Below are 20122 nucleotides of genomic sequence, written 5' to 3' on the forward strand. Positions count from 1 at the left end.
ATACAGAAAACAATAATAAAGAGCACACACTTTGGGGGAGCTTCGGCTCCCCCAGTAGCTTCCCCAGCGTTAATACGCGCCATCGTTTGCCCTTCCGCGACAGCTTCCTACACCATCCCTCGACTAAATGCTAGAATCCCCGCCCATCATGCGGTCATTCCACGTTTTTGGCCGAATATTCCTTCAAACAGTGCATCCCATGCTGAAGAAGTTGTTCCAGTCATTTCGTTCCCCACTGCGCAAACCGCAGCAACATACGCGTACCACGCCTGAAGTGCTCAATAGCAGCCAGCATTCGCTGCAACGCAGCCAGTTCAGCCGTTATGCCGTCAATATCGTCGAGCGCCTGCAGAACGCTGGCTACCAGGCCTATCTGGTCGGTGGCTGTGTACGCGACATGATGCTCAACATCACGCCCAAGGATTTCGACGTCGCGACCAGCGCCACGCCGGAACAAGTGCGTGCCGAATTCCGCAATGCGCGGATCATTGGCCGCCGGTTCAAGCTGGTGCATATCCATTTCGGTCGTGAAATCATCGAAGTGGCGACCTTCCGCGCCAATCATCCACAGGATGACGAAGAAGAGGACAGCAACCAGTCCTCGCGCAATGAAAGCGGGCGCATTCTGCGTGACAACGTGTACGGCACGCTTGAAGAGGACGCCCAGCGTCGCGACTTCACGATCAACGCGCTGTATTACGATCCGATCAGCGAGCGTGTTCTGGATTACGCCAATGGCGTACACGACATTCGCAACCGTCTGATCCGCCTGATCGGCGATCCGGAGCAGCGTTATAAAGAAGACCCGGTGCGCATGCTGCGTGCGGTGCGCTTCGCTGCCAAGCTGGACTTCGGCATCGAAAAGCACAGCGCGCAACCGATTCGCTCGCTGGCACCGATGCTGCGCGATATTCCGTCGGCACGCCTGTTCGAAGAAGTGCTCAAACTGTTCCTCTCCGGGCATGCCGCTCCCACCTTTGAAATGCTGGTGGACCTGGAACTGTTCGAACCGCTGTTCCCGGCCAGTTCCAAGGCGCTGGAATACAACCCGACCTACACCCATACACTGATCAGCAATGCCCTGATCAATACTGACCTGCGCATCAAGCAGAACAAACCGGTCACACCGGCGTTCCTGTTTGCCGCGCTGCTCTGGCCTGCCTTGCCGGCCAAGGTGCTGCGCGCCCAGGAACGTGGCATGCCGCCGATTGCAGCGATGCAGGAAGCCGCTCACGAACTGATTATCGAGCAATGCCAGCGCATCGCGATTCCCAAGCGCTTCACGCTGCCGATCCGCGAGATCTGGGACATGCAGGAGCGCCTGCCGCGCCGTTCGGGCAAACGTGCAGACCTGTTGCTGGACAACTCAAGGTTCCGTGCGGGTTACGATTTCCTGCTGTTGCGTGAAACTGCGGGCGAGCAGACCGATGGTCTGGGCCAGTGGTGGACCGATTATCAGGACTGCAACGACAGCGAACGCCGCGACATGATTCGTGACCTGAGCAACAAGCCCGAAGCTGCAGGCGCAGCGCCACGCAAGCGTCGCCGTAACAGCGGTGCCAAACGCAAGCGCACCACCGGCGAGGCGCAAAGCGGTGAATGAACCGCTGTTGACCACTGAACGCGTTTACATCGGCCTGGGCAGTAATCTTGCTGACCCGGCCGAGCAATTGCGCAGCGCCCTCAAAGCAATGGCGCAGTTACCCGGTTGTCAACTGACCAGCGTGTCATCGTTCTACGTCAGCGACTCGCTGCTGCCCGGCCAGCCGCGCTTTACCAATGCCGTCGCAGCACTAGACACTACCCTGACGCCACTGACCCTGCTGGACGCGCTACAGGCCATCGAGCTGGATCAGGGCCGCGAACGCCACGAACGCTGGGGGCCTCGCACGCTGGACCTCGACATTCTGCTGTTCGGCAATCGCATGATCGATGAACCGCGCCTCAAGGTGCCGCATTACCACATGCAGGCGCGGGCATTCGTGCTGTACCCGCTGGCAGAGCTGGCCCCAGGCCTGACGCTGGCCGACGGACGCGAACTCGATCGTCTACTTGACGACTGCCCGTTTACCGGCCTTGAACGCCTGCCCGCCGAGGCGTAAAGCCTGTCTGTCACCGCACATGTGTAACCGGTCCGACGCACAGGTAACACCTTCAATTGACTTCACGCCCCCTCCTCACGAAGATAGGCCTCCCGCCGCCGCACCACAGGCGAACGGGCGCGAAACAGGCCTTTGCAAAACACCGCGACACGACGGTGTGCCTGCTTTTCCAGGATGACTCTCACGCGCTGAACACCCGTCTTCACAGCGCCTGATGGAGGACTTACATGCCGAACATAACCGTTACGTCGCTGCTGGCCATGAAACAGAAAGGTGAGAAAATCACCATGCTGACCTGCTACGACGCAACCTTCGCCCACACCGCCTGCCAGGCCGGTGTCGAAGTGCTGCTGATAGGCGACTCGCTGGGCATGGTCCTGCAAGGTCACGACAGCACCCTGCCCGTCACGACCGCCGAAACCGCGTACCACGTTGCGTGTGTGAAACGCGGTAATCAGGGCGCGATGATTCTCGCCGACCTGCCGTTCATGGCCAACGCCACGCTGGAGCAGACCCTCATCAACAGCGCGACGCTGATGCAGGCAGGTGCGCACATGATCAAGGTCGAAGGCGCTGCATGGCTGGCCGAGTCGATCCGTCTGCTGGCAGAACGCGGTATTCCGGTGTGCGCGCACATGGGCCTGACGCCGCAGGCAGTCAACGTACTGGGCGGCTACAAGGTTCAGGGTCGACTGGAAGCACAGGCACGGCAGATGCGTGCCGACGCGATCGCGCTGGAACAGGCGGGCGCAGCGATGATCCTGCTGGAGTGTGTGCCGAGCGAACTCGCCGAAGAAATCACCCAGGCGGTGAAAATTCCGGTCATCGGTATTGGCGCAGGCAGCGCTACCGACGGCCAGGTACTGGTGCTGCACGACATGCTGGGCCTGTCCATCAGCGGGCGCGTACCCAAATTCGTGAAAAACTTCATGACCGGTCAGCCCGATATCCAGTCGGCTATCCAGGCCTACGTGGCCGCGGTCAAAGACGTCAGCTTTCCAGCAACTGAACACGGATTCTCGGCATGAACACAGTAAAGACCGTACAGGAACTGCGTGCCGCCGTTGCGCGGGCACGCAGCGAAGGCAAACGGATCGCGTTGACCCCGACCATGGGCAACCTGCACAGCGGCCACGCCGCACTGGTCGCCAAGGCGGCCCAACGTGCCGACTTCGTGGTCGCCACCATTTTCGTCAATCCGCTGCAGTTCGGCCCCAACGAAGACTTGGCCACTTACCCTCGCACCCTGGCGGCCGATCAGGAAAAACTTCTGCAGGCCGGGTGCAACCTGCTGTTCACCCCAAGCGTCGAGGAAATGTACCCGCACGGCATGGCCGATCAGACGCTGGTCAGCGTGCCACACCTGTCGCAAGGCCTGTGCGGTGCGAGCCGTCCCGGCCATTTCGAGGGCGTTGCTACAGTCGTCAGCAAGCTCTTCAACATGGTGCAGCCAGACCTGGCGATTTTCGGCGAAAAAGACTTCCAGCAGCTGGCGGTGATTCGCGCCATGGTCCGTGACCTGAACATGCCGATCCAGATCATCGGAGAACCTACCGTGCGTGCCGACGACGGTTTGGCGCTGTCCTCGCGTAACGGTTATCTGAATGAAGCTCAGCGCGCTGCGGCACCCGCGCTGTATCAGGCCATCCGCCAGACCGCCGACGCGATCAGCGCAGGCGAGCAGGATTTCGACGCACTGCTGACGAGCAAGAAGCAGCAACTGGAGGCAGCCGGTTTTCGTATCGATTATCTGGAAATACGTGACGCCACCAGCCTGCGTCCGACCACTGCCGAAAATCGCGACGTGGTCATCCTCGCCGCCGCATTCCTGGGTAAAACCCGCCTGATCGACAATCTGCACCTGACCAGAAGCTGACGGGATGCGCCGGGGCAATGAACTAAGCCACACCGGCAATGCCATACCGGTACAGGTTGCCTGAACCACAACCGACAGCATTTGAGCGCAAGCCCCGGCTTCTTGTGTGCGAAAAAGTACCGGGGTCATGTAAGGCGAGGCGCAGACAAACGGGTACGCGAAGGGTAGTCTGCTATGTATAGCCCGTGAGAAAGCTTGCGACCTCGCCCCAAGAATATCCAAAGACAGAACCAGTTAAAGGAAACCCGCAGCGATGGCGTACTACCGCAATCCTCCCGATGTGACCGCTCTGCCCGCCTGGCAAGCGTTGAGCAAACACCGCCAGTCCATGCAGAATTTCAGCATGCGCGAAGCGTTCAATTCTGATCCGCAGCGCTTCAGCCAATTCACCCTCAGCAGCGCCGGTCTGTTTCTCGACTACTCCAAAAACCTGATCACCACCGAAACCCGTGATCTGTTGGTCAGCCTGGCGGGCGAAGTGAACCTCAAGGACGCCATCAAGGCTCAATACGATGGCGAGCTGGTCAACTCATCCGAAGGTCGCCCGGCGTTGCACACTGCCCTGCGCCGGCCAGTTGGCGACAAGTTGAAAGTCAACGGCGTCGATGTGATGCCGGACGTACACCGCGTACTCAATCAGATGACCGAACTGGTCGGCCGCATCCATGACGGCCTGTGGCGCGGTTACACCGAAAAGCCGATCACCGACGTGGTGAACATCGGCATTGGCGGTTCGTTCCTCGGCCCGGAGCTGGTCTCCGAAGCGCTGGTGGCCTACGCGCACAAAGGTGTCCGTTGCCATTATCTGGCGAACATCGATGGCAGCGAGTTTCACGAACTGTCGATGAAAATTCGCGCCGAGACCACGCTGTTCATCGTCTCGTCGAAGTCCTTCAATACGTTGGAAACCCTGAAAAACGCTCAGGCTGCACGCGCCTGGTATCTGGCGCAGGGCGGTTCCGAAGTCGAACTGCATCGCCACTTCATTGCGGTTTCCAGCAACAACGCCGCGGCCGTAGCCTTTGGCATCCGTGAAGAAAACATCTTCCCGATGTGGGACTGGGTCGGCGGTCGCTATTCGCTGTGGTCGGCTATCGGCCTGCCTATCGCGCTGGCCATCGGCATGTCCAACTTCAAGGAACTGCTGTCCGGTGCCTACACCATGGACCAGCACTTCCAGAGCGCCCCTTTCGAACAGAACATGCCGGTGCTGCTGGCGCTGCTGGGCGTCTGGTACGGCAACTTCTGGAACGCACAAAGCCACGCGATCCTGCCGTACGATCACTACCTGCGTAACATCACCAAACACCTGCAACAACTGGACATGGAATCCAACGGCAAAAGCGTCCGTCAGGACGGTACGCCGACCTCCACCGACACCGGCCCGGTCATCTGGGGCGGCGTGGGTGCCAACGGTCAGCATGCTTATCACCAGTTGCTGCATCAAGGCACACAGATGATTCCGGCCGACTTCATCGTGCCGATCGTCAGCTTCAACCCGGTTGCCGACCATCACCAGTGGCTGTACGCGAACTGCCTGTCACAAAGCCAGGCTCTGATGATGGGCAAGACCCGCGCCGAAGCCGAAGCCGAACTGCGCGAGAAGGGCATGAGCGAGGAAGAGGTGCAGAAACTGGCACCGCACAAGGTCATCCCCGGTAACCGTCCGAGCAACACCCTGGTGGTCGAACGCATCAGCCCGCGTCGTCTTGGCGCACTGGTGGCGATGTATGAGCACAAGGTGTTCGTGCAGAGCGTGATCTGGGGCACCAATGCCTTTGACCAATGGGGCGTGGAACTGGGCAAGGAGATGGGCAAGGCCGTGTACCAGCGTCTGACCGGCGGCACCGAAGAGCCTGCTGACGATGCATCGACCCAAGGCCTGATCAACTACTTCCGCGGCCGTCACCGCGGCTAAACGCTATCGCCCCCCAGGCTCCGTGCTACACACAAGTTCGCTCCTGATTCTGGCCGAAGGCCGTGGGAGCGAACTTGTTCGCGAATACGGTATTTCAGACGTTATATTCTTGGCGAATGTAGCGGCCCCTTCGCGAACAAGTTCGCTCCCACGCCCTGCGGGCAGAAGCTCGGGGCCTCAGGGCTTGTGTCTAACCATGGGTGCGTAACGGGGTTTATCTCCCCCGATGCACGAGCACGACATGGAATTCATCCGCACCCGCATCGAAACCCAAGTCATCAGCCTTACCGGCCTGGCCCTGGGCCAGCTGGATCTGGAGAACCCCAAGGGCGACCCTGGTCTGTTTGGTCCTCAGGCAGTGTGCTGGAAGGTACACGGCGATTTCACCAGTATGCTGGTCGGCGGCATCAGCGCCTTGATGCTGCAGGCTTTGCACCCGCTGGCACTGGCGGGTATCTGGGACCACTCCAACTTTCGTCAGGACATGCTCGGCCGCCTGCGGCGTACCGGGCAGTTTCTGTCCGGCACCACCTACGGTTCCACGCAAGATGCCAACTGGCTGATCGACAAGGTGCGCAATATTCACCTCAATATCGTCGGCACCGCGCCCGATGGCCGGCCGTATGCCGCCAGCGATCCGGATTTGCTGACCTGGGTGCATGTGGCCGAAGTCAGCAGCTTTCTCGCATCCCATCTGCGCTACCTCAACCCGGATATGTCGCTCGCCGATCAGGACGCCTACTACGCTGAAACAGCGCTGGTTGCCGAACGGCTCGGGGCAGGTAATGTTCCGCGCTCACGTCAGGCCATCGCTGATTATCTGGCAGACATTCGCGGGCAACTGGTATGTGACGAACGCAGTCACGAAGTGCTGCGCCTGCTGCTCGATGCCCCTGCGCCCAACTGGCTGGCCAAGCCTTTCGGTGTGTTGATGATGCGTGCCGGTATCGACTTGCTGCCGGACTGGGCGAGCGAAATGCTCGACATTACCCAGGGTCCCGTGCAGCGCCGGATGATCCGCCTGGGCGTCAACAACACCGCGCCCATTTTGCGTTGGGCCGTACGGGACGGATCAGCGCAACGTGCCAGACGCCGCATGGACGTTACGTAAAGGTTTTCGGCAAAACGTGACCGAGCGGTTCACGGTTGGAACCTGCCTGCCTATCTGTGCCACCATGAGCTCTCAATAACAATGAGGATCAGCACCATGCAGGACGTCGTTATCGTCGCCGCCACCCGTACCGCCGTCGGCAGTTTTCAGGGTTCTCTGGCTGCCATTGCTGCTGTAGATCTTGGCGCTGCAGTCATTCGTCAACTGCTGGTGCAGACCGGCGTGGACGGCGCGCAAGTCGATGAAGTCATCATGGGCCAGGTGCTGACCGCCGGCGCAGGCCAGAACCCGGCGCGACAGGCCGCCATCAAGGCGGGCCTGCCCTTCTCGGTACCGGCCATGACCCTGAACAAAGTCTGCGGCTCGGGTCTCAAGGCACTGCACCTGGCGACCCAGGCGATTCGCTGCGGTGATGCCGAGGTCATCATTGCTGGCGGCCAGGAAAACATGAGCCTGTCCAACTACGTACTGCCGGGCGCACGTACCGGTTTGCGCATGGGCCACACCAGCATGGTCGACACCATGATCACTGATGGTCTGTGGGATGCATTCAATGACTACCACATGGGCATCACCGCCGAGAACCTCGCGCAGCAGTACGACATCAGCCGTGAAGCCCAGGATCAGTTCGCTGCCCTGTCTCAGCAAAAAGCGATTGCGGCCATTGAAGGCGGGCGCTTTGTCGATGAGATCACCCCGATCCTGATACCTCAGCGCAAGGGCGAGCCATTATCATTCGCCACTGACGAACAGCCCCGCGCTGGCACCACGGCCGAAACACTCGGCAAACTCAAACCTGCGTTCAAGAAGGACGGCACCGTCACCGCTGGTAACGCGTCTTCGCTCAACGACGGTGCCGCCGCCGTGATGCTGATGAGCGCGGCCAAAGCCGAGCAGTTGGGCCTGCCAGTGCTGGCGCGCGTCGCCGCGTACGCCAACGCAGGTGTCGACCCGGCCATCATGGGCATCGGCCCGGTCAGTGCAACCCGGCGCTGCCTGGACAAGGCTGGCTGGTCGCTGGACGAACTGGATCTGATCGAAGCCAACGAAGCCTTTGCCGCACAGTCGTTGTCGGTCGGCAAGGAACTGGGGCTGGACCCGCAAAAGCTCAACGTCAATGGTGGTGCCATCGCCCTTGGCCACCCGATTGGCGCGTCAGGCTGCCGCGTGCTGGTGACGCTGCTGCACGAGATGATCAGGCGCGATGCGAAGAAGGGCCTGGCCACGCTGTGCATCGGCGGTGGCCAGGGGGTTGCCCTCGCGCTGGCACGCTGAGGGCGCTTACGATCGTAATCAGGCGCCTGCGGGCGCCACTTCCATGTCCACGGGCTCTGGACGCTTGATCAGCGCGTAGATCACGCCGGTCAGCACGCTACCGGCGATAATCGCCAGCAGATACAACAGCGCATGGTTGATGGCGTTGGGGATCAGCATCACAAACAGGCCGCCGTGTGGCGCCATCAGCTTGCAGCCGAAGTACATCGACAATGCACCGGTCAGCGCGCCACCCACAACACTGGCCGGAATGACCCGCAACGGGTCCTTGGCGGCAAATGGAATGGCACCTTCGGAAATAAAGCACAGCCCCAGCACGAACGCCGCCTTGCCTGCCTCTCGCTCGCTCTGGGCAAACTTGCGGCGGGCCAGGATCGTGGCGATGCCCATACCGATGGGCGGCACCATACCGGCAGCCATGGCAGTGGCCATCGGCGCATAGCTCTGGGACGCCAGCAGACCGACCGAGAACGCATAGGACGCCTTGTTGATCGGCCCACCAAGGTCGACGCACATCATTGCACCGAGCACCACGCCCAGCAGGATGGCGTTGGTGGTGCCCATGCTGTCGAGGAAGTGAGTCAAGGCTTCCAGCATGCCCGCAACCGGCTTGCCGACCACGTAGATCATCACCAGACCGGTGAACAGGCTCGACAGCAACGGGATGATCAGAATCGGCTTGAGCGCTTCGACGCTGGCTGGCAGGCGTGCATAGCGGTTGATCGCTGCAGCACTGTAACCGGCCAGAAAACCGGCAATGATACCGCCAATGAAGCCGGCACCCAGCGTACTCGCCAGCAGACCGCCGATCATGCCAGGCGCAAGGCCCGGGCGATCAGCAATCGAATACGCGATGTAACCGGCCAGCAATGGAACCATGAGTTTGAACGCAGCTTCCCCGCCGATCTGCATCAAGGCCGCCGCCAGCGTGCCTTGCTCTTTGAACGCGGTAATGCCGAACACAAACGACAGGGCGATCAACAGACCACCTGCCACCACCATCGGCAGCATGAACGAAACACCGGTCAGCAGGTGCTTGTACACACCTGCCTTTTCTTGCCTGGCAGGTGATTTGGCAGCAGCCTCGTCGGACTCGACCTGGCCTTCTGCCAAGGCTTTTTTCAACGTTGCTTCGGACTGCTTGAGCGCGATCCCGGTGCCGCAACGGTAGATTTTCTTGCCGGCAAAACGATCAGTATTGACCTCGATATCCGCAGCCAGCAGCACCACGTCGGCCTCGGCAATAGCCTTGGCGCTGAGCGGATTGCGCGCGCCGACCGAGCCCTGGGTTTCGACTTGCAGGTCGTAATTCAGACGCTTGGCCGCTTGCTGGATCGCTTCGGCAGCCATGAACGTGTGCGCAACCCCGGTCGGGCAGGCTGTGATCGCAACAATGCGCGGCTGCGCACCGGCACCCTCGGTTGCTTGAGGCGTGACCGCCTCAGACGCCGCATGCACCTGCGCTTCTCGCTCGGCGCGTTGCAGAAAACCGTCGACGTCCTGCAACGCATGGGCAGGCGAATCCTGAAACAGACGTTTGCCGACAAAGCGGCTCAAATCCACCGGACCGGTATTGACCACCAGAACAAGGTCGGCGGCTTCGATGTCCTGGGCGGACAACTGCTGGTCCGACTTGTTGGGATCGATGATTTCGACGCTGGTTTCCCAGCCCTGGCGCAATGCCGCCGCTTCGAGCAATCGTGCGCTGAGTACGCTGCTGACCTTGCCGTTCGGGCAGGCCGTAACTATGGCTAACTTCATGACGATCCTCTCTTATTGTTCTGAAAGGCTGCGTACAGTGACGCCGCCTTCAAGCCGTTTGAGTTGCGCGGCATCGGTGATACCGAAACCGATCTGGGTCACTGCCATGGCGGCAATCGCTGTGGCAGTGCGCAAGGTCTTCTGTGGCTCGTGAGCGCTGATCAGCCCGTGCACCATGCCGGCCAGAAGCGAATCACCAGCACCTACCGTGCTGGCCACCGTGACCTTGGGCGGCAGCGAGTGCAGCGCCACACTCGGACTGAACCAGTGCACGCCTTCAGAGCCTTGAGAGATCACCACATGCTCGATGCCCTGCGTGTGCAGGCGAGCAGCCACTTCGGCTTGCGCGGCGATGGAAATGATCGGTGCGTCGAGCGCATCGGCCAGCTCTTCGGTGTTGGGCTTGATCAGCCACGGCCCAGCGGTAAGACCGGCGCGCAGGGCCAGGCCGCTGCTGTCCAGCGCTACTTTCAGACCAAGGTCCTTGAGCATCACCAATAGTTTGTGCAGCCACTCCGGCGTGACACCACGCGGCAGGCTGCCAGCAACGACCACAACGTCGAAACCTGATGCAATCTGTTGCACACGGGCGAACAGCGCTTGCTGTGCCTCTTCACTGACCTGCGGGCCAGGGCCGTTCAGGTCGGTGATGCGGCCACTGCCTTCGGCCAGCTTGATATTGCTGCGGGTTTCTCCCGGCACGCGGACGAACTCGTCAACAAAGTTGCGACGTTCGAACAACGCCTCGAACGCTTGCTGGTTGTCGACACCGAGAAAACCGGCAACGGTCAGGTCGTGGCCCAGGTCTGCCAGCACCTGCGCCACATTCAGGCCTTTGCCCGCTGCGTGAGTGAGCATTGCATTGCTGCGGTTGACCTGGCCCAGCTCCAACTGGCCCAACTGCACAGTCAGGTCCAGCGCCGGGTTCATGGTCAGGGTAAGAATCTTAGCCATTACACAGCCTCCACAAGCGCGCGGACTTCGGCAGCGCTGCCCGCCGTCAGCGCATTTTGCGCCAGTTGGCGCGCGCTGCTCAGGGTCAGTTCACGCACGCACGCCTTGACCTCGCCAATGCTGCGCGCCGATACACTCAATTCATCCACGCCCAGCCCGACCAGAATCGGCACCGCCAGCGGGTCGGCGGCCAGTTCGCCGCATACGCCCACCCATTTACCGTTGGCATGCGCAGCGCGCACGGTCATGTCGATCAGTTGCAGCACCGATGGGTGCAGGCCGTCAGCCTGGGCCGACAGCGTCGGGTGACCACGGTCGATGGCCATGGTGTATTGCGTCAGGTCATTGGTGCCGATGCTGAAGAAGTCCACTTCCTTCGCCAGCACAGGGGCGATCAGCGCCGCCGATGGCACTTCGATCATGATCCCCAGTTGCAGGTCGCTGACCGGAATTTCCTCGCGCAACCGCTCAGTCATTTCCCGCGCCTGACGCCACTCCTCAAGCGTGCCGATCATCGGGAACATGATGCGCAACGGGCCGCTGTCTGCCGCGCGTAACAGGGCGCGCAGCTGGCTTTCCATAACATCCGGACGTTGCAGGGTCAGACGGATACCGCGTACGCCAAGGAACGGGTTTTCCTCTTTGGCGATCGGCCAGTAAGGCAAAGGTTTGTCGCCACCCACGTCCAGCGTACGCACCACCAGCGGACGGCCGCACAGATCAGTCAGCACGCGACGGTATTCAGCTTCCTGCGTCGCTTCATCGGGGGCCTGGGAGTGCGCCATGAACAGCAGCTCGGTGCGCAGCAGGCCAACGCCTTCCGCGCCCTGCTCCACAGCCGCTGGCGTCCCGGTGCTGTCACCGATATTGGCGAACACTTCGACGGCATGCCCGTCACGCGTCACAGCAGGCTCCATACGCGCTGCCGCTGCGGCCTTGAGACGCTCTTCGCGGGCATCACGGTCCTGAGCGGCGCGCTGCAGGGTTGCTTCATCGGGTGCGACGGTCAGCCGCCCGCGCTGGCTGTCGAGCAGCAGCACGGTGCCGGGCTTGAGCAGCAGCACTTCGTCACCGGCACCGACCAGTGCGGGAATGCCCAACGCACGCGCCACGATGGCACTGTGCGCGGTCGCGCCGCCACGGGCGGTGAGGATGCCAGCGACCTGCGCCGGGTCCAGACGGGCTACGTCGGATGGGCCGACTTCGTCCATCACCAGAATGTAAGGTTCGTCCGGGGCCGCAACGGTTTCGACGCCACAGATCTGCGCCAGCACGCGACGCCCCACATCACGCAGGTCGGCGGCACGCTCGGCCAGCAGTGCGTCCTGCAGTTGTTCCTGCTGAACGGCAGCGGTCTCGATGACCGTGGCCCAGGCCGCAGCCGCGCTTTCGTCGTTGTTGAGGCGCGCCTCGACTTCGTTGGTCAGTTCCGGGTCTTCGAGCATCTCCTGGTGGGTGATGAAGATTTCCCGGATGGCCTTGGACTTGCTGCGCTGAATGAGGTTTTCGATGTCGCTGCGGACTTCACCGATCGCCTTGTGCAGACGCTCGCGTTCGGCAGCCACAGACTCACCCTGCTGCGGATAATCAAAGCTTTGCAGCACCTGAACGTGGGCCGGGCCGATAGCAATGCCCGGCGAAGCAGGCACGGCCTGCAACACGCTGCCGGCAGCCGGGGCGTTGAGCGGCTTGGCTACAGCAGCAGGCGCTGGCGCAGCCTGAGCCTCTGAAGCAACGGGCAACGGTTCGACTTCTTCACCCAGGCCCTGCTCTACCGCGGCGATCAGGGCAGGCAACGCGTCGTTGGCAATCGTCGGTTCGGCAATGAACTCCAGCGTCTGACCACGGCGTGCACCGAGGCTGAGCAGCTTGCTCAGGCTCTTGGCCGACACCGCGGATTCGCCGCTTTCCAGCACGCGCATGCGGATCTCGCCGTCAAACTCCTTGGCCAGTTGCGCCAGTATCTTCGCCGGACGGGCGTGCAGGCCGTGGGCGTTGGCCAGCTGGACGCGTTGGGTCGGCCACTCGGCAGGCACTTCGCCGCCCAGAGCTTCCAGCACAACGCGACTGTTGGTGGCGTGGCCCAACTCATGGCCACGGCCTTCGATCAGCAACAGGCACAGGCGCTCCAGCAGCGCCTGATGCGCCTCACCCAGACTGGCGAGACAGAACAGACCGGTCAGCGGCTGGCCCAGATAGCGGATAGGTTTGTCCGGCGTGACGAACGCCAGACCCGGGCGTTTGACCGTTTGCTCGCTGTGCAGCCACCACAGGCCATCACCCAGCGATAACGCTTCAACCTGCTGCAGCACGGCAGCGAAACCGTTACTCACGCAATCGGCTTTGCGCAGCAGGCGTGCGCCGCGCCAGACCAGCTCTTCAAAATCGTCGGCCGATACGCCAAGGCTGATCATCTGTGCGTCGAGCGCCAGTTCCTGAGGTGCGCCCTGCAGCAGTTTGAGCAGGTCTTCCGGCGTCCTGGCTTCACGCAGCGCCTGGCCCAGATCCTCTTCACCCAATGCGCGGGTCAGCAGTTGCAGCAGACGCAAGTGCTCATCGGACTTGGCCGCAATACCAATCGCCAGATAGACCATTTGCCCGTCGCCCCAGTCCACCCCTTCGGGGAACTGCATCAGACGCACACCGGTGGTAACCACCAGATCGCGGGTTTCGGGTGTACCGTGCGGGATGGCGATGCCCTGACCGAGAAAGGTCGAGCCCTGCTGCTCACGGCTCATCAGCCCGGTGAGGTAGCCCTCGGCAACCAGGCCATCAGCGACCAGGTGGTCGGCAATCAGCTTAAGTGCGGCAGTTTTATCCACAGCCGACCGGGCCATGGATATTTGCTCCAGAGTGAGTTCGAGCATTGCCTTGACTCCTGTGCAGCGCCAAGGCGCCACCTGATTCTTGTTTTAATGACGATCACGTGATCGACAGCTTGGGGGATGCAAGTGATGCTTGTCCGGACATCGTATCGGACATCACTTTCATCTCGATTGCAGCAGACAACAGGCGTGCTGAATCGTTTAATCTACAATTGCCCGGCACGTTACTCGATTCTGAGGATTCATTGAAGCCCAGTCGGTCTGATCACTGTGGGACACTTCCCAAAATACTTGAAGCACATGGGAATTTCCTACGGTCTGGTGTAAAGATCATCGTCATAGCAAAAATAATTCGACTGTCCAGAGCCACTTACCTGACTAAAGGAAATTTCGGGGTGAAACTGAGCGATATTGCACGTCTGGCAGGTGTTTCTGTCACTACGGCCAGTTACGTGATCAATGGCAAGGCCGAACAACAACGCATCAGCCCGGCAACGGTCGAGCGCGTCAAGGCAGTGGTCGAGCAACATGACTTCCGACCCAACCCGCAAGCGGCGGGCCTGCGCAGCCGTCATAGCAAAACGCTGGGCTTCATCCTGCCGGACCTGGAAAACCCCAGTTATGCGCGCATCGCCAAATTGCTTGAACAGGGCGCACGCAGTCTCGGCTATCAACTGCTGATTGCCAGCTCCGATGACGACCCTGTCAGCGAACTGCAGCTCTTGCAGCTTTTCCGTGCACGCCGTTGCGATGCGCTACTGGTCGCCAGTTGCTTGCCACCTGATGACGACAGCTACCGCGACTTGCAGCTCAAGGGCATGCCGATCATCGCCATCGACCGGGAAATGAATCCCGAATTTTTCTGCTCGGTGGTCAGCGACGACCATGACGCGAGCCTGCAACTGACCCGCAGCCTGCTGCAAACCCGACCGCGACACATCGCCCTGATCGGAGCACGCCCAGAGCTGAGCATCAGTCGCGCGCGTGCCGCAGGCTTCGAACACGCACTCGACGGTTTTACCGGAGCCACCATCATCGAGCACGGCGAAGCGTTCAGCCGTCAGTGTGGCCAGCGTTTGATGACCGAGATGCTACAGCGTCAGGGGCATTTTCCCGATGCGCTCATCACCACCTCCTATGTGCTGCTGCAAGGCGTGTTCGATGTGCTGCAAAGTCAGGCACTGCAATCGACTCAATTGCATCTGGGCACCTTCGGCGATACACAACTGCTGGACTTCCTGCCGTTGCCCGTCAATGCCATGGCCCAGCAGCATCAGTTGATCGCCGACACGGCACTGCAACTAGCCTTGGCCGCTATCGAGAAGGATACTTATCAGCCTGGCGTCCATGCCATTGCACGCGCCTTCAAGCAACGTATTCACGAGGTGTGAATGTGACGCTGATCGATACCCACACCCACCTGGACTTTGCGGACTTCGATGCCGACCGTACTCAGGTCCTGGATAGCTGCCTGTCACTCGGCGTGCAGCGCATCGTGGTGCTCGGTGTATATCAGCGCAACTGGCGGCGACTATGGGAGCTGACCGAAGCCAACCCTGCCCTGCATGCAGCTTTCGGGCTGCATCCGGTGTACATCGATGAGCACCGGACCGAACACCTGAACGAGCTGGCGGACTGGCTGACGCGCCTGCAAGGCCATCCGCAGTTGTGTGCAGTGGGCGAGATCGGTCTGGATTATTACGTCGAGCATCCGGACAAGCCACGTCAGCAGGAGCTCTTTGAAGCACAACTGCAATTGGCATCAGACTTCAACCTGCCCGCCCTGCTGCATGTGCGCCGCAGTCACGCTGACGTAATTGCCGCCCTCAAACGCCACAAACTCAAACGCAGCGGCATCGTTCACGCCTTTGCAGGCAGTCGTGAAGAGGCGCGTGAATACATAAAGCTGGGCTTCAAACTGGGCCTTGGCGGCGCAGCGACCTGGCCACAGGCGCTGCGCATGCATCGTGTCATCGCCGAGTTGCCGCTGGACAGCGTCGTGCTGGAAACCGACTCACCGGACATGGCACCTGCCATGCATCCCTACATACGCAACAGCCCGCAGCACTTGCCTGACATTTGCCAAGCGCTCGCCGACCTGATGAAGATCCCCTCGGAGCGCCTGGCCCAGGCGAGCACCGAGAATGCCTGCGAGCTGTTTGGCTGGCATCGTACAGCCAGCGCATAAGTCAAAATCGTTGAGTCAACACTGCTGAGCCGAATCAGCGCAACAGGGTCCACAACGCAAACCCTGCGTACCAGACAATCGCGGCACGAACCAGCAACTCCCAGAGCATGTCGAGACCGGTAACGCCTTGCGGACCGATTACCGGCGGCGGCACCTCGCTGGCGGCGCAACCCACGCGCGTAATCAGCTGTGCGGCGCTGATGTTCCAGTTGAGCAGTTCATGCAACATCACGCGGCTCACGGCTACAAAGTTGCCGACCAGCGCAAAGCTTGCGGCGAGAAGCCTGACCGGCACCCATTCAAAGGCGTGACGCAGTTGCCCTGCCCGCTCTACCAGTGCAGGTGTCGCGCCCTGCTCAGCGGCAAGCGCCAACAGTCTGTAGGCCAATGCCGCTACCGGGCCGAGCACGAAATACCAGAAAATCACGGCGAAGAAACTCTGAAACGCCTGCCAGAGCATGTAGCCCTGCACGCCGTGCAGCAATTGCTCGCCGTTGTCTGCCTGCACACCCATGTCGCGCTCGGCCACGTGCACCGCAGCCTGCGTATCCCCACGTCTGCAGGCATCACGAAACGGCCCGAGTACCGCGATCAGATCAACCCGGCCCAGGCTGTAGATCAGCACCAGCAGGTGGATAGGCAGGACCAGCCAGCCATAAGCCACCGAGCCAATGATGGTCAGCGCCAGTTGCAGCAGCAGGACAGGCACTAGAACCAGCAGCGCCAGCATGACCCAGGGACGTGTCGCCGTCCGCGGGCTGGCTTCGAGCCTGGCCAGTTCCTTCAGCCAGGGCCCGTCACGCTGAACGCGCTGACGCAGCGCCGAAAACTTCTCGACAAGTACGGCCAGCAGTAGCACCAGAAAACTCATTGTTCGTCCCTCACATCAATCCAGCAAAGCCGCTTGAAACCTGGCCCAGTCGAAAAAGGGGCCTGGGTCAGTCTTGCGTCCCGGCGCTATGTCACTGTGACCGCAGATGCGCTCGGGGGTGATTGCCACGAAAGCCTGACGCAATTGACGCGTCAGGTCGATCAGAGCGTGGTACTGCGCCTCGGTGAACGGCTGCTCGTCAGTTCCTTCCAGCTCAATGCCGACAGAGAAGTCATTACAGCCCTCACGACCCTGAAAACTGGAAACCCCTGCGTGCCACGCGCGATCAAGACAGGAGACGAACTGAATGACCTCGCCATCACGTTCAATCAGAAAATGCGCTGAAACGCGCAGATCGGCAATCCCCACAAAGTAGGGATGCTCGGTGCTGTCGAGCTGGTTCTGAAAGAAAGCCTGCACCTTGCCGGTCTTGAATTGCGCAGGCGGCAGACTGATGTTGTGGATGACCAGCAGCGAGATTTCGCCTTCGGGCCGCGCATTGAAGTTGGGTGAAGGGCAATGCTGTACGCCATCGCACCAGCCGCTTGCGGAGTCCAGTTGCATGAGCGCTCCTTGAACGGGCGGATAAGTGGCGCTGATTATGCCCGCGACAGGAATGGATGTGGAGGTTTAGCCGTAGACCCGCGGTGTAGGAAACACACGCTACACAGCTGAGATAGGTGACGCGGGCTTCACGAACTGCATGCCGACGCAGAACGTCGGCAATACAGTCAATCAGATAAGATCAGGCACCCTTGAGCTTGCGCAGGTTGCTGATGACCGATTCCAGTGCCCGGTCAAACAGCAGCGCATCATCAAGAATCCGCACGGCACCGCGACGAAACTCGATGGCAAGACCGGTACGGGTCTTTTCCAGGACCTTCATGCCGGTTCGGTTGACGAACACATAGCGCCCGGTCGGCTCGACAATCGCGGTCAGTTTGCAGCGCAGCTTGTGCTCTTCATCTTCCTGAATCTCGACCCAGCAACCGACGCGCAATTTGTCGACCATCTGCAGACCAGCATCGTCGGCAGGCAGCTGCACAGTCGGCTCATTGAGCATCCGCTCTTCGGGTGTGACCAGAACGATTTCTTCAACAACGGCCATCATCGGCGGGCTTTCAACGAGCTGTGCGCTTGTCAACGACGTATCACCACCTTGCGCATCATCACCACCTTCCTGCAAGCGCGAGAAGTGCTGGAACGCCTGAACGTGCAGCGATTCCAGCTGGCTGAAGAATTCGCTGGTGGCAAACGGGTCGAACGCAGCGCTGGTCAGGCCATCGCGCAGGGACTTGAGCAGCCCGGGCACCAGATCGAGCAAGCGCTGCAGCGCCTGGGGGTCGTCATGCTGTTCGACGCTCCAGATCAGCTCATCCATGGTCGCCAGCCCGGCCTGCCACTCGCTGGACTCTTCGCCATGCTTGAGGCAGGTCAGCAGAAGCACCTTGCTCCAGGCCTCCTGCAGCAGACGCACAACCACTTCCGGCAAGGTGCGGCCCAGCAGGCGCTGATTCAACTCATGCTGCACCTGCTGGCGTGCAAGTTCGGCACGAGCGCGGCCCTCTTCGGCATCGCGGGTGCGCTGTTCAAGCAGCTCGCTGCGACGACGTTCATCACTGGTGAACGCCAGAAAATCCGCCAGCAATTCAGAGAAGATTGCCGGATCATCGACAAAGTCATTGAGCAGGCGCTGCACGATCTGCTCGACGCGCTGATAAAGCGAGTCGCGCTGATAGTCATCACGGCTGCCCCAACCCAGCGCGGCAGTGGCAATTTCGTTGAGCAGGCGACGGGCCGGATGGCTGCCGCGGCTGAAAAAGCTTTTATCGAGCACCGCCACTTTGAGCATCGGGATCTGCAAGCGCCCGATCAGCGCACGCAATGAAGGCGTCAGGTTGCGATCATCAAGGATGAACTCGAAGAGCATGGCAATCAGATTGATCACATCCTCGTCGCCGCCGCCGACAATCCTGGATTTGCCGGTTTTGACGTTGACTCGGGTCAGCAACTGTTCCAGCTGATTGCGCAGGTCAAAATCGTCTGCGGTGTCTTGAGACGGGACGTACTGCTGCAGGTGAGAAAGCAGGCGCAGCAGGTCACGGCTGGAAATCGGCCGAACCTCCGCATTGGGCTCATGACGCGGAGCGAGGTTGCCGCGAACCTGCAGCAATAACTCCTGCAGCGCAGAGAAAACCTCCTGCACCCCCTTGTCGAGCTTGTCGGCGGCTTCATTCAGCGCAGGATCGGACATCTCGGAGACACGATTCCTGGGAGCCGCCCGATCAGACGATCGACGGGCCGGCAGTGCTTTCATGTCCGGCAACACACCCGTGGCAATCAGCAGTTGATTGGCCTCACTGTAAAGGTGGTCAGTATTGGCCAGGACGTATTTCTCGAACAGCTTGAGGATGATCAGCTTGACCTTGATCTCGACGCCAAGGCTACGCCCTGCATCCAAGAAAAACCGGCACAGCATTGCCGGACCCAACGGGTTGGAATCCTCGGCGATAGCTTGCGGAATCAGAACATTCAGGCGTGCAGTGAGCTGGCCTAGCGCGAGGCTGTCACGGCTCATGACCTTGCTGACCATGGCATCCACCGCCACGGTCTTCTCGAGGTCATCGTTATGCACCAGCGCCAGTTTGTCGAACGACACGGCAGTGGGCAGCACGGGCTCGTGAATTTGATACTGGCCCAAAGCCAGAAAAGACTCATAAAACTTGTCGAGGAAGCCACGCTCGATACTTTTGCGCTTCAGGCGCAGGTCGCGCATGGCTTCAAAGAAGATGTTCTGATCAGTGTTGCTGCGGGCGCGGTCAGCCATTTCGAACAGCGTATCGTCGGCGTTGTCGAACAGCGCCTGCAACGCATCCTTGAGCTGCTGGGCCGCCTTGTCGCGGACCTGCAACAACACAACAGGTAATCGGGCCAAAGGAGTACCGGCCCCCTGCGCTGGGAGCAGTTTGCTCAACGGCACTACTTTTTCGTCGTTCGGCATTACACCCCCTGACAGGAAACAACCTGAACCCCATCACAAACGTGGCTTGCTACCCCCGCACTGTGAAGCGACCCGCTTGGCCTTGCAAAACGTCAAAGTCATGACGTCAATTACAAGTCGGATTATCTTTCAAAACTTGCCATCAACGCCAGTGACACTTCTATGGTTGTCGTTGGAACTGTGACAAGGCACTCATATGCTGCGATAGACCGCGATATTCGCTTTCCATCGCAAACGAAT

Annotated in this window: 15 protein-coding genes; 9 read left to right on the top strand and 6 right to left on the bottom strand. The window is 60.5% G+C overall.

Annotation, left to right across the window (positions count from 1 at the left end; all coding sequences use genetic code 11):
- Window positions 1–199: 199 nt before the first annotated feature.
- The 7 genes from RYC17_RS13585 to RYC17_RS13615 all read left to right on the top strand — a co-directional run bounded on the left by RYC17_RS13585 (window position 200) and on the right by RYC17_RS13615 (window position 8282).
- Entirely contained in the window at window positions 200–1603 is a 1404-nt protein-coding gene (locus tag RYC17_RS13585; RefSeq protein ID WP_122259840.1) for a polynucleotide adenylyltransferase PcnB, read from the top strand.
- Window positions 1596–2102: a 2-amino-4-hydroxy-6-hydroxymethyldihydropteridine diphosphokinase gene (gene folK, locus RYC17_RS13590; RefSeq protein ID WP_122259839.1), complete on the top strand. Its 507-nt coding sequence runs from the start codon at window positions 1596–1598 to the stop codon at window positions 2100–2102. Before RYC17_RS13585 ends, folK begins: the two co-directional genes overlap by 8 nt.
- 227 nt (window positions 2103–2329) lie before the next feature.
- A complete protein-coding gene (panB, locus tag RYC17_RS13595) occupies window positions 2330–3130 on the top strand; it encodes a 3-methyl-2-oxobutanoate hydroxymethyltransferase (protein ID WP_122259838.1) in 801 nt (266 codons plus the stop codon).
- Window positions 3127–3978: a pantoate--beta-alanine ligase gene (panC, locus tag RYC17_RS13600; protein ID WP_004658627.1), complete on the top strand. Its 852-nt coding sequence runs from the start codon at window positions 3127–3129 to the stop codon at window positions 3976–3978. Before panB ends, panC begins: the two co-directional genes overlap by 4 nt.
- Before the next feature lie 253 nt (window positions 3979–4231).
- Window positions 4232–5896: a glucose-6-phosphate isomerase gene (gene pgi, locus RYC17_RS13605; RefSeq protein ID WP_122259837.1), complete on the top strand. Its 1665-nt coding sequence runs from the start codon at window positions 4232–4234 to the stop codon at window positions 5894–5896.
- A 241-nt stretch (window positions 5897–6137) separates the two neighbouring features.
- A complete protein-coding gene (locus RYC17_RS13610; RefSeq protein WP_219170951.1) occupies window positions 6138–7007 on the top strand; it encodes an oxygenase MpaB family protein in 870 nt (289 codons plus the stop codon).
- A 96-nt stretch (window positions 7008–7103) separates the two neighbouring features.
- Window positions 7104–8282, top strand: a complete 1179-nt coding sequence (locus tag RYC17_RS13615; RefSeq protein ID WP_219170950.1) for an acetyl-CoA C-acetyltransferase — start codon at window positions 7104–7106, stop codon at window positions 8280–8282.
- Between the two features lie 18 nt (window positions 8283–8300).
- Here RYC17_RS13615 and RYC17_RS13620 read toward each other — a convergent pair whose 3' ends face one another.
- The 3 genes from RYC17_RS13620 to ptsP are packed head-to-tail and all read right to left on the bottom strand — an operon-like array spanning window position 8301 to window position 13864.
- A complete protein-coding gene (locus tag RYC17_RS13620) occupies window positions 8301–10043 on the bottom strand; it encodes a PTS fructose-like transporter subunit IIB (RefSeq protein WP_219170949.1) in 1743 nt (580 codons plus the stop codon).
- Between the two features lie 12 nt (window positions 10044–10055).
- Window positions 10056–10997: a 1-phosphofructokinase gene (pfkB, locus tag RYC17_RS13625; RefSeq protein WP_002552049.1), complete on the bottom strand. Its 942-nt coding sequence runs from the start codon at window positions 10995–10997 to the stop codon at window positions 10056–10058.
- Window positions 10997–13864, bottom strand: coding sequence for a phosphoenolpyruvate--protein phosphotransferase (gene ptsP, locus RYC17_RS13630; RefSeq protein ID WP_219170948.1), 2868 nt, complete (start codon window positions 13862–13864; stop codon window positions 10997–10999). The genes pfkB and ptsP overlap by 1 nt, the downstream gene beginning before the upstream one ends.
- 353 nt (window positions 13865–14217) lie before the next feature.
- Here ptsP and cra point away from each other — a divergent pair, with 353 nt between their 5' ends.
- Both cra and RYC17_RS13640 read left to right on the top strand, forming a co-directional pair.
- Window positions 14218–15213, top strand: coding sequence for a catabolite repressor/activator (cra, locus tag RYC17_RS13635; protein ID WP_005732355.1), 996 nt, complete (start codon window positions 14218–14220; stop codon window positions 15211–15213).
- Entirely contained in the window at window positions 15210–16010 is an 801-nt protein-coding gene (locus tag RYC17_RS13640; protein WP_219170947.1) for a TatD family hydrolase, read from the top strand. The genes cra and RYC17_RS13640 overlap by 4 nt, the downstream gene beginning before the upstream one ends.
- 34 nt (window positions 16011–16044) lie before the next feature.
- On the opposite strand, the gene ampE is transcribed toward RYC17_RS13640, so the two are convergent.
- From ampE to RYC17_RS13655, 3 genes are all read right to left on the bottom strand, one after another.
- Window positions 16045–16881: a regulatory signaling modulator protein AmpE gene (gene ampE, locus RYC17_RS13645; RefSeq protein WP_219170946.1), complete on the bottom strand. Its 837-nt coding sequence runs from the start codon at window positions 16879–16881 to the stop codon at window positions 16045–16047.
- 15 nt (window positions 16882–16896) lie between these two features.
- The gene (gene ampD, locus RYC17_RS13650; RefSeq protein WP_122281790.1) at window positions 16897–17445 is read right to left on the bottom strand and encodes a 1,6-anhydro-N-acetylmuramyl-L-alanine amidase AmpD; all 549 of its coding nucleotides are present in this window, start codon (window positions 17443–17445) and stop codon (window positions 16897–16899) included.
- Between the two features lie 181 nt (window positions 17446–17626).
- Entirely contained in the window at window positions 17627–19882 is a 2256-nt protein-coding gene (locus tag RYC17_RS13655; RefSeq protein ID WP_219170945.1) for a DUF1631 domain-containing protein, read from the bottom strand.
- Window positions 19883–20122 lie beyond the last annotated feature (240 nt).

Source organism: Pseudomonas syringae group sp. J248-6, from assembly GCF_032586995.1.
Classification (GTDB): domain Bacteria; phylum Pseudomonadota; class Gammaproteobacteria; order Pseudomonadales; family Pseudomonadaceae; genus Aquipseudomonas; species Aquipseudomonas amygdali.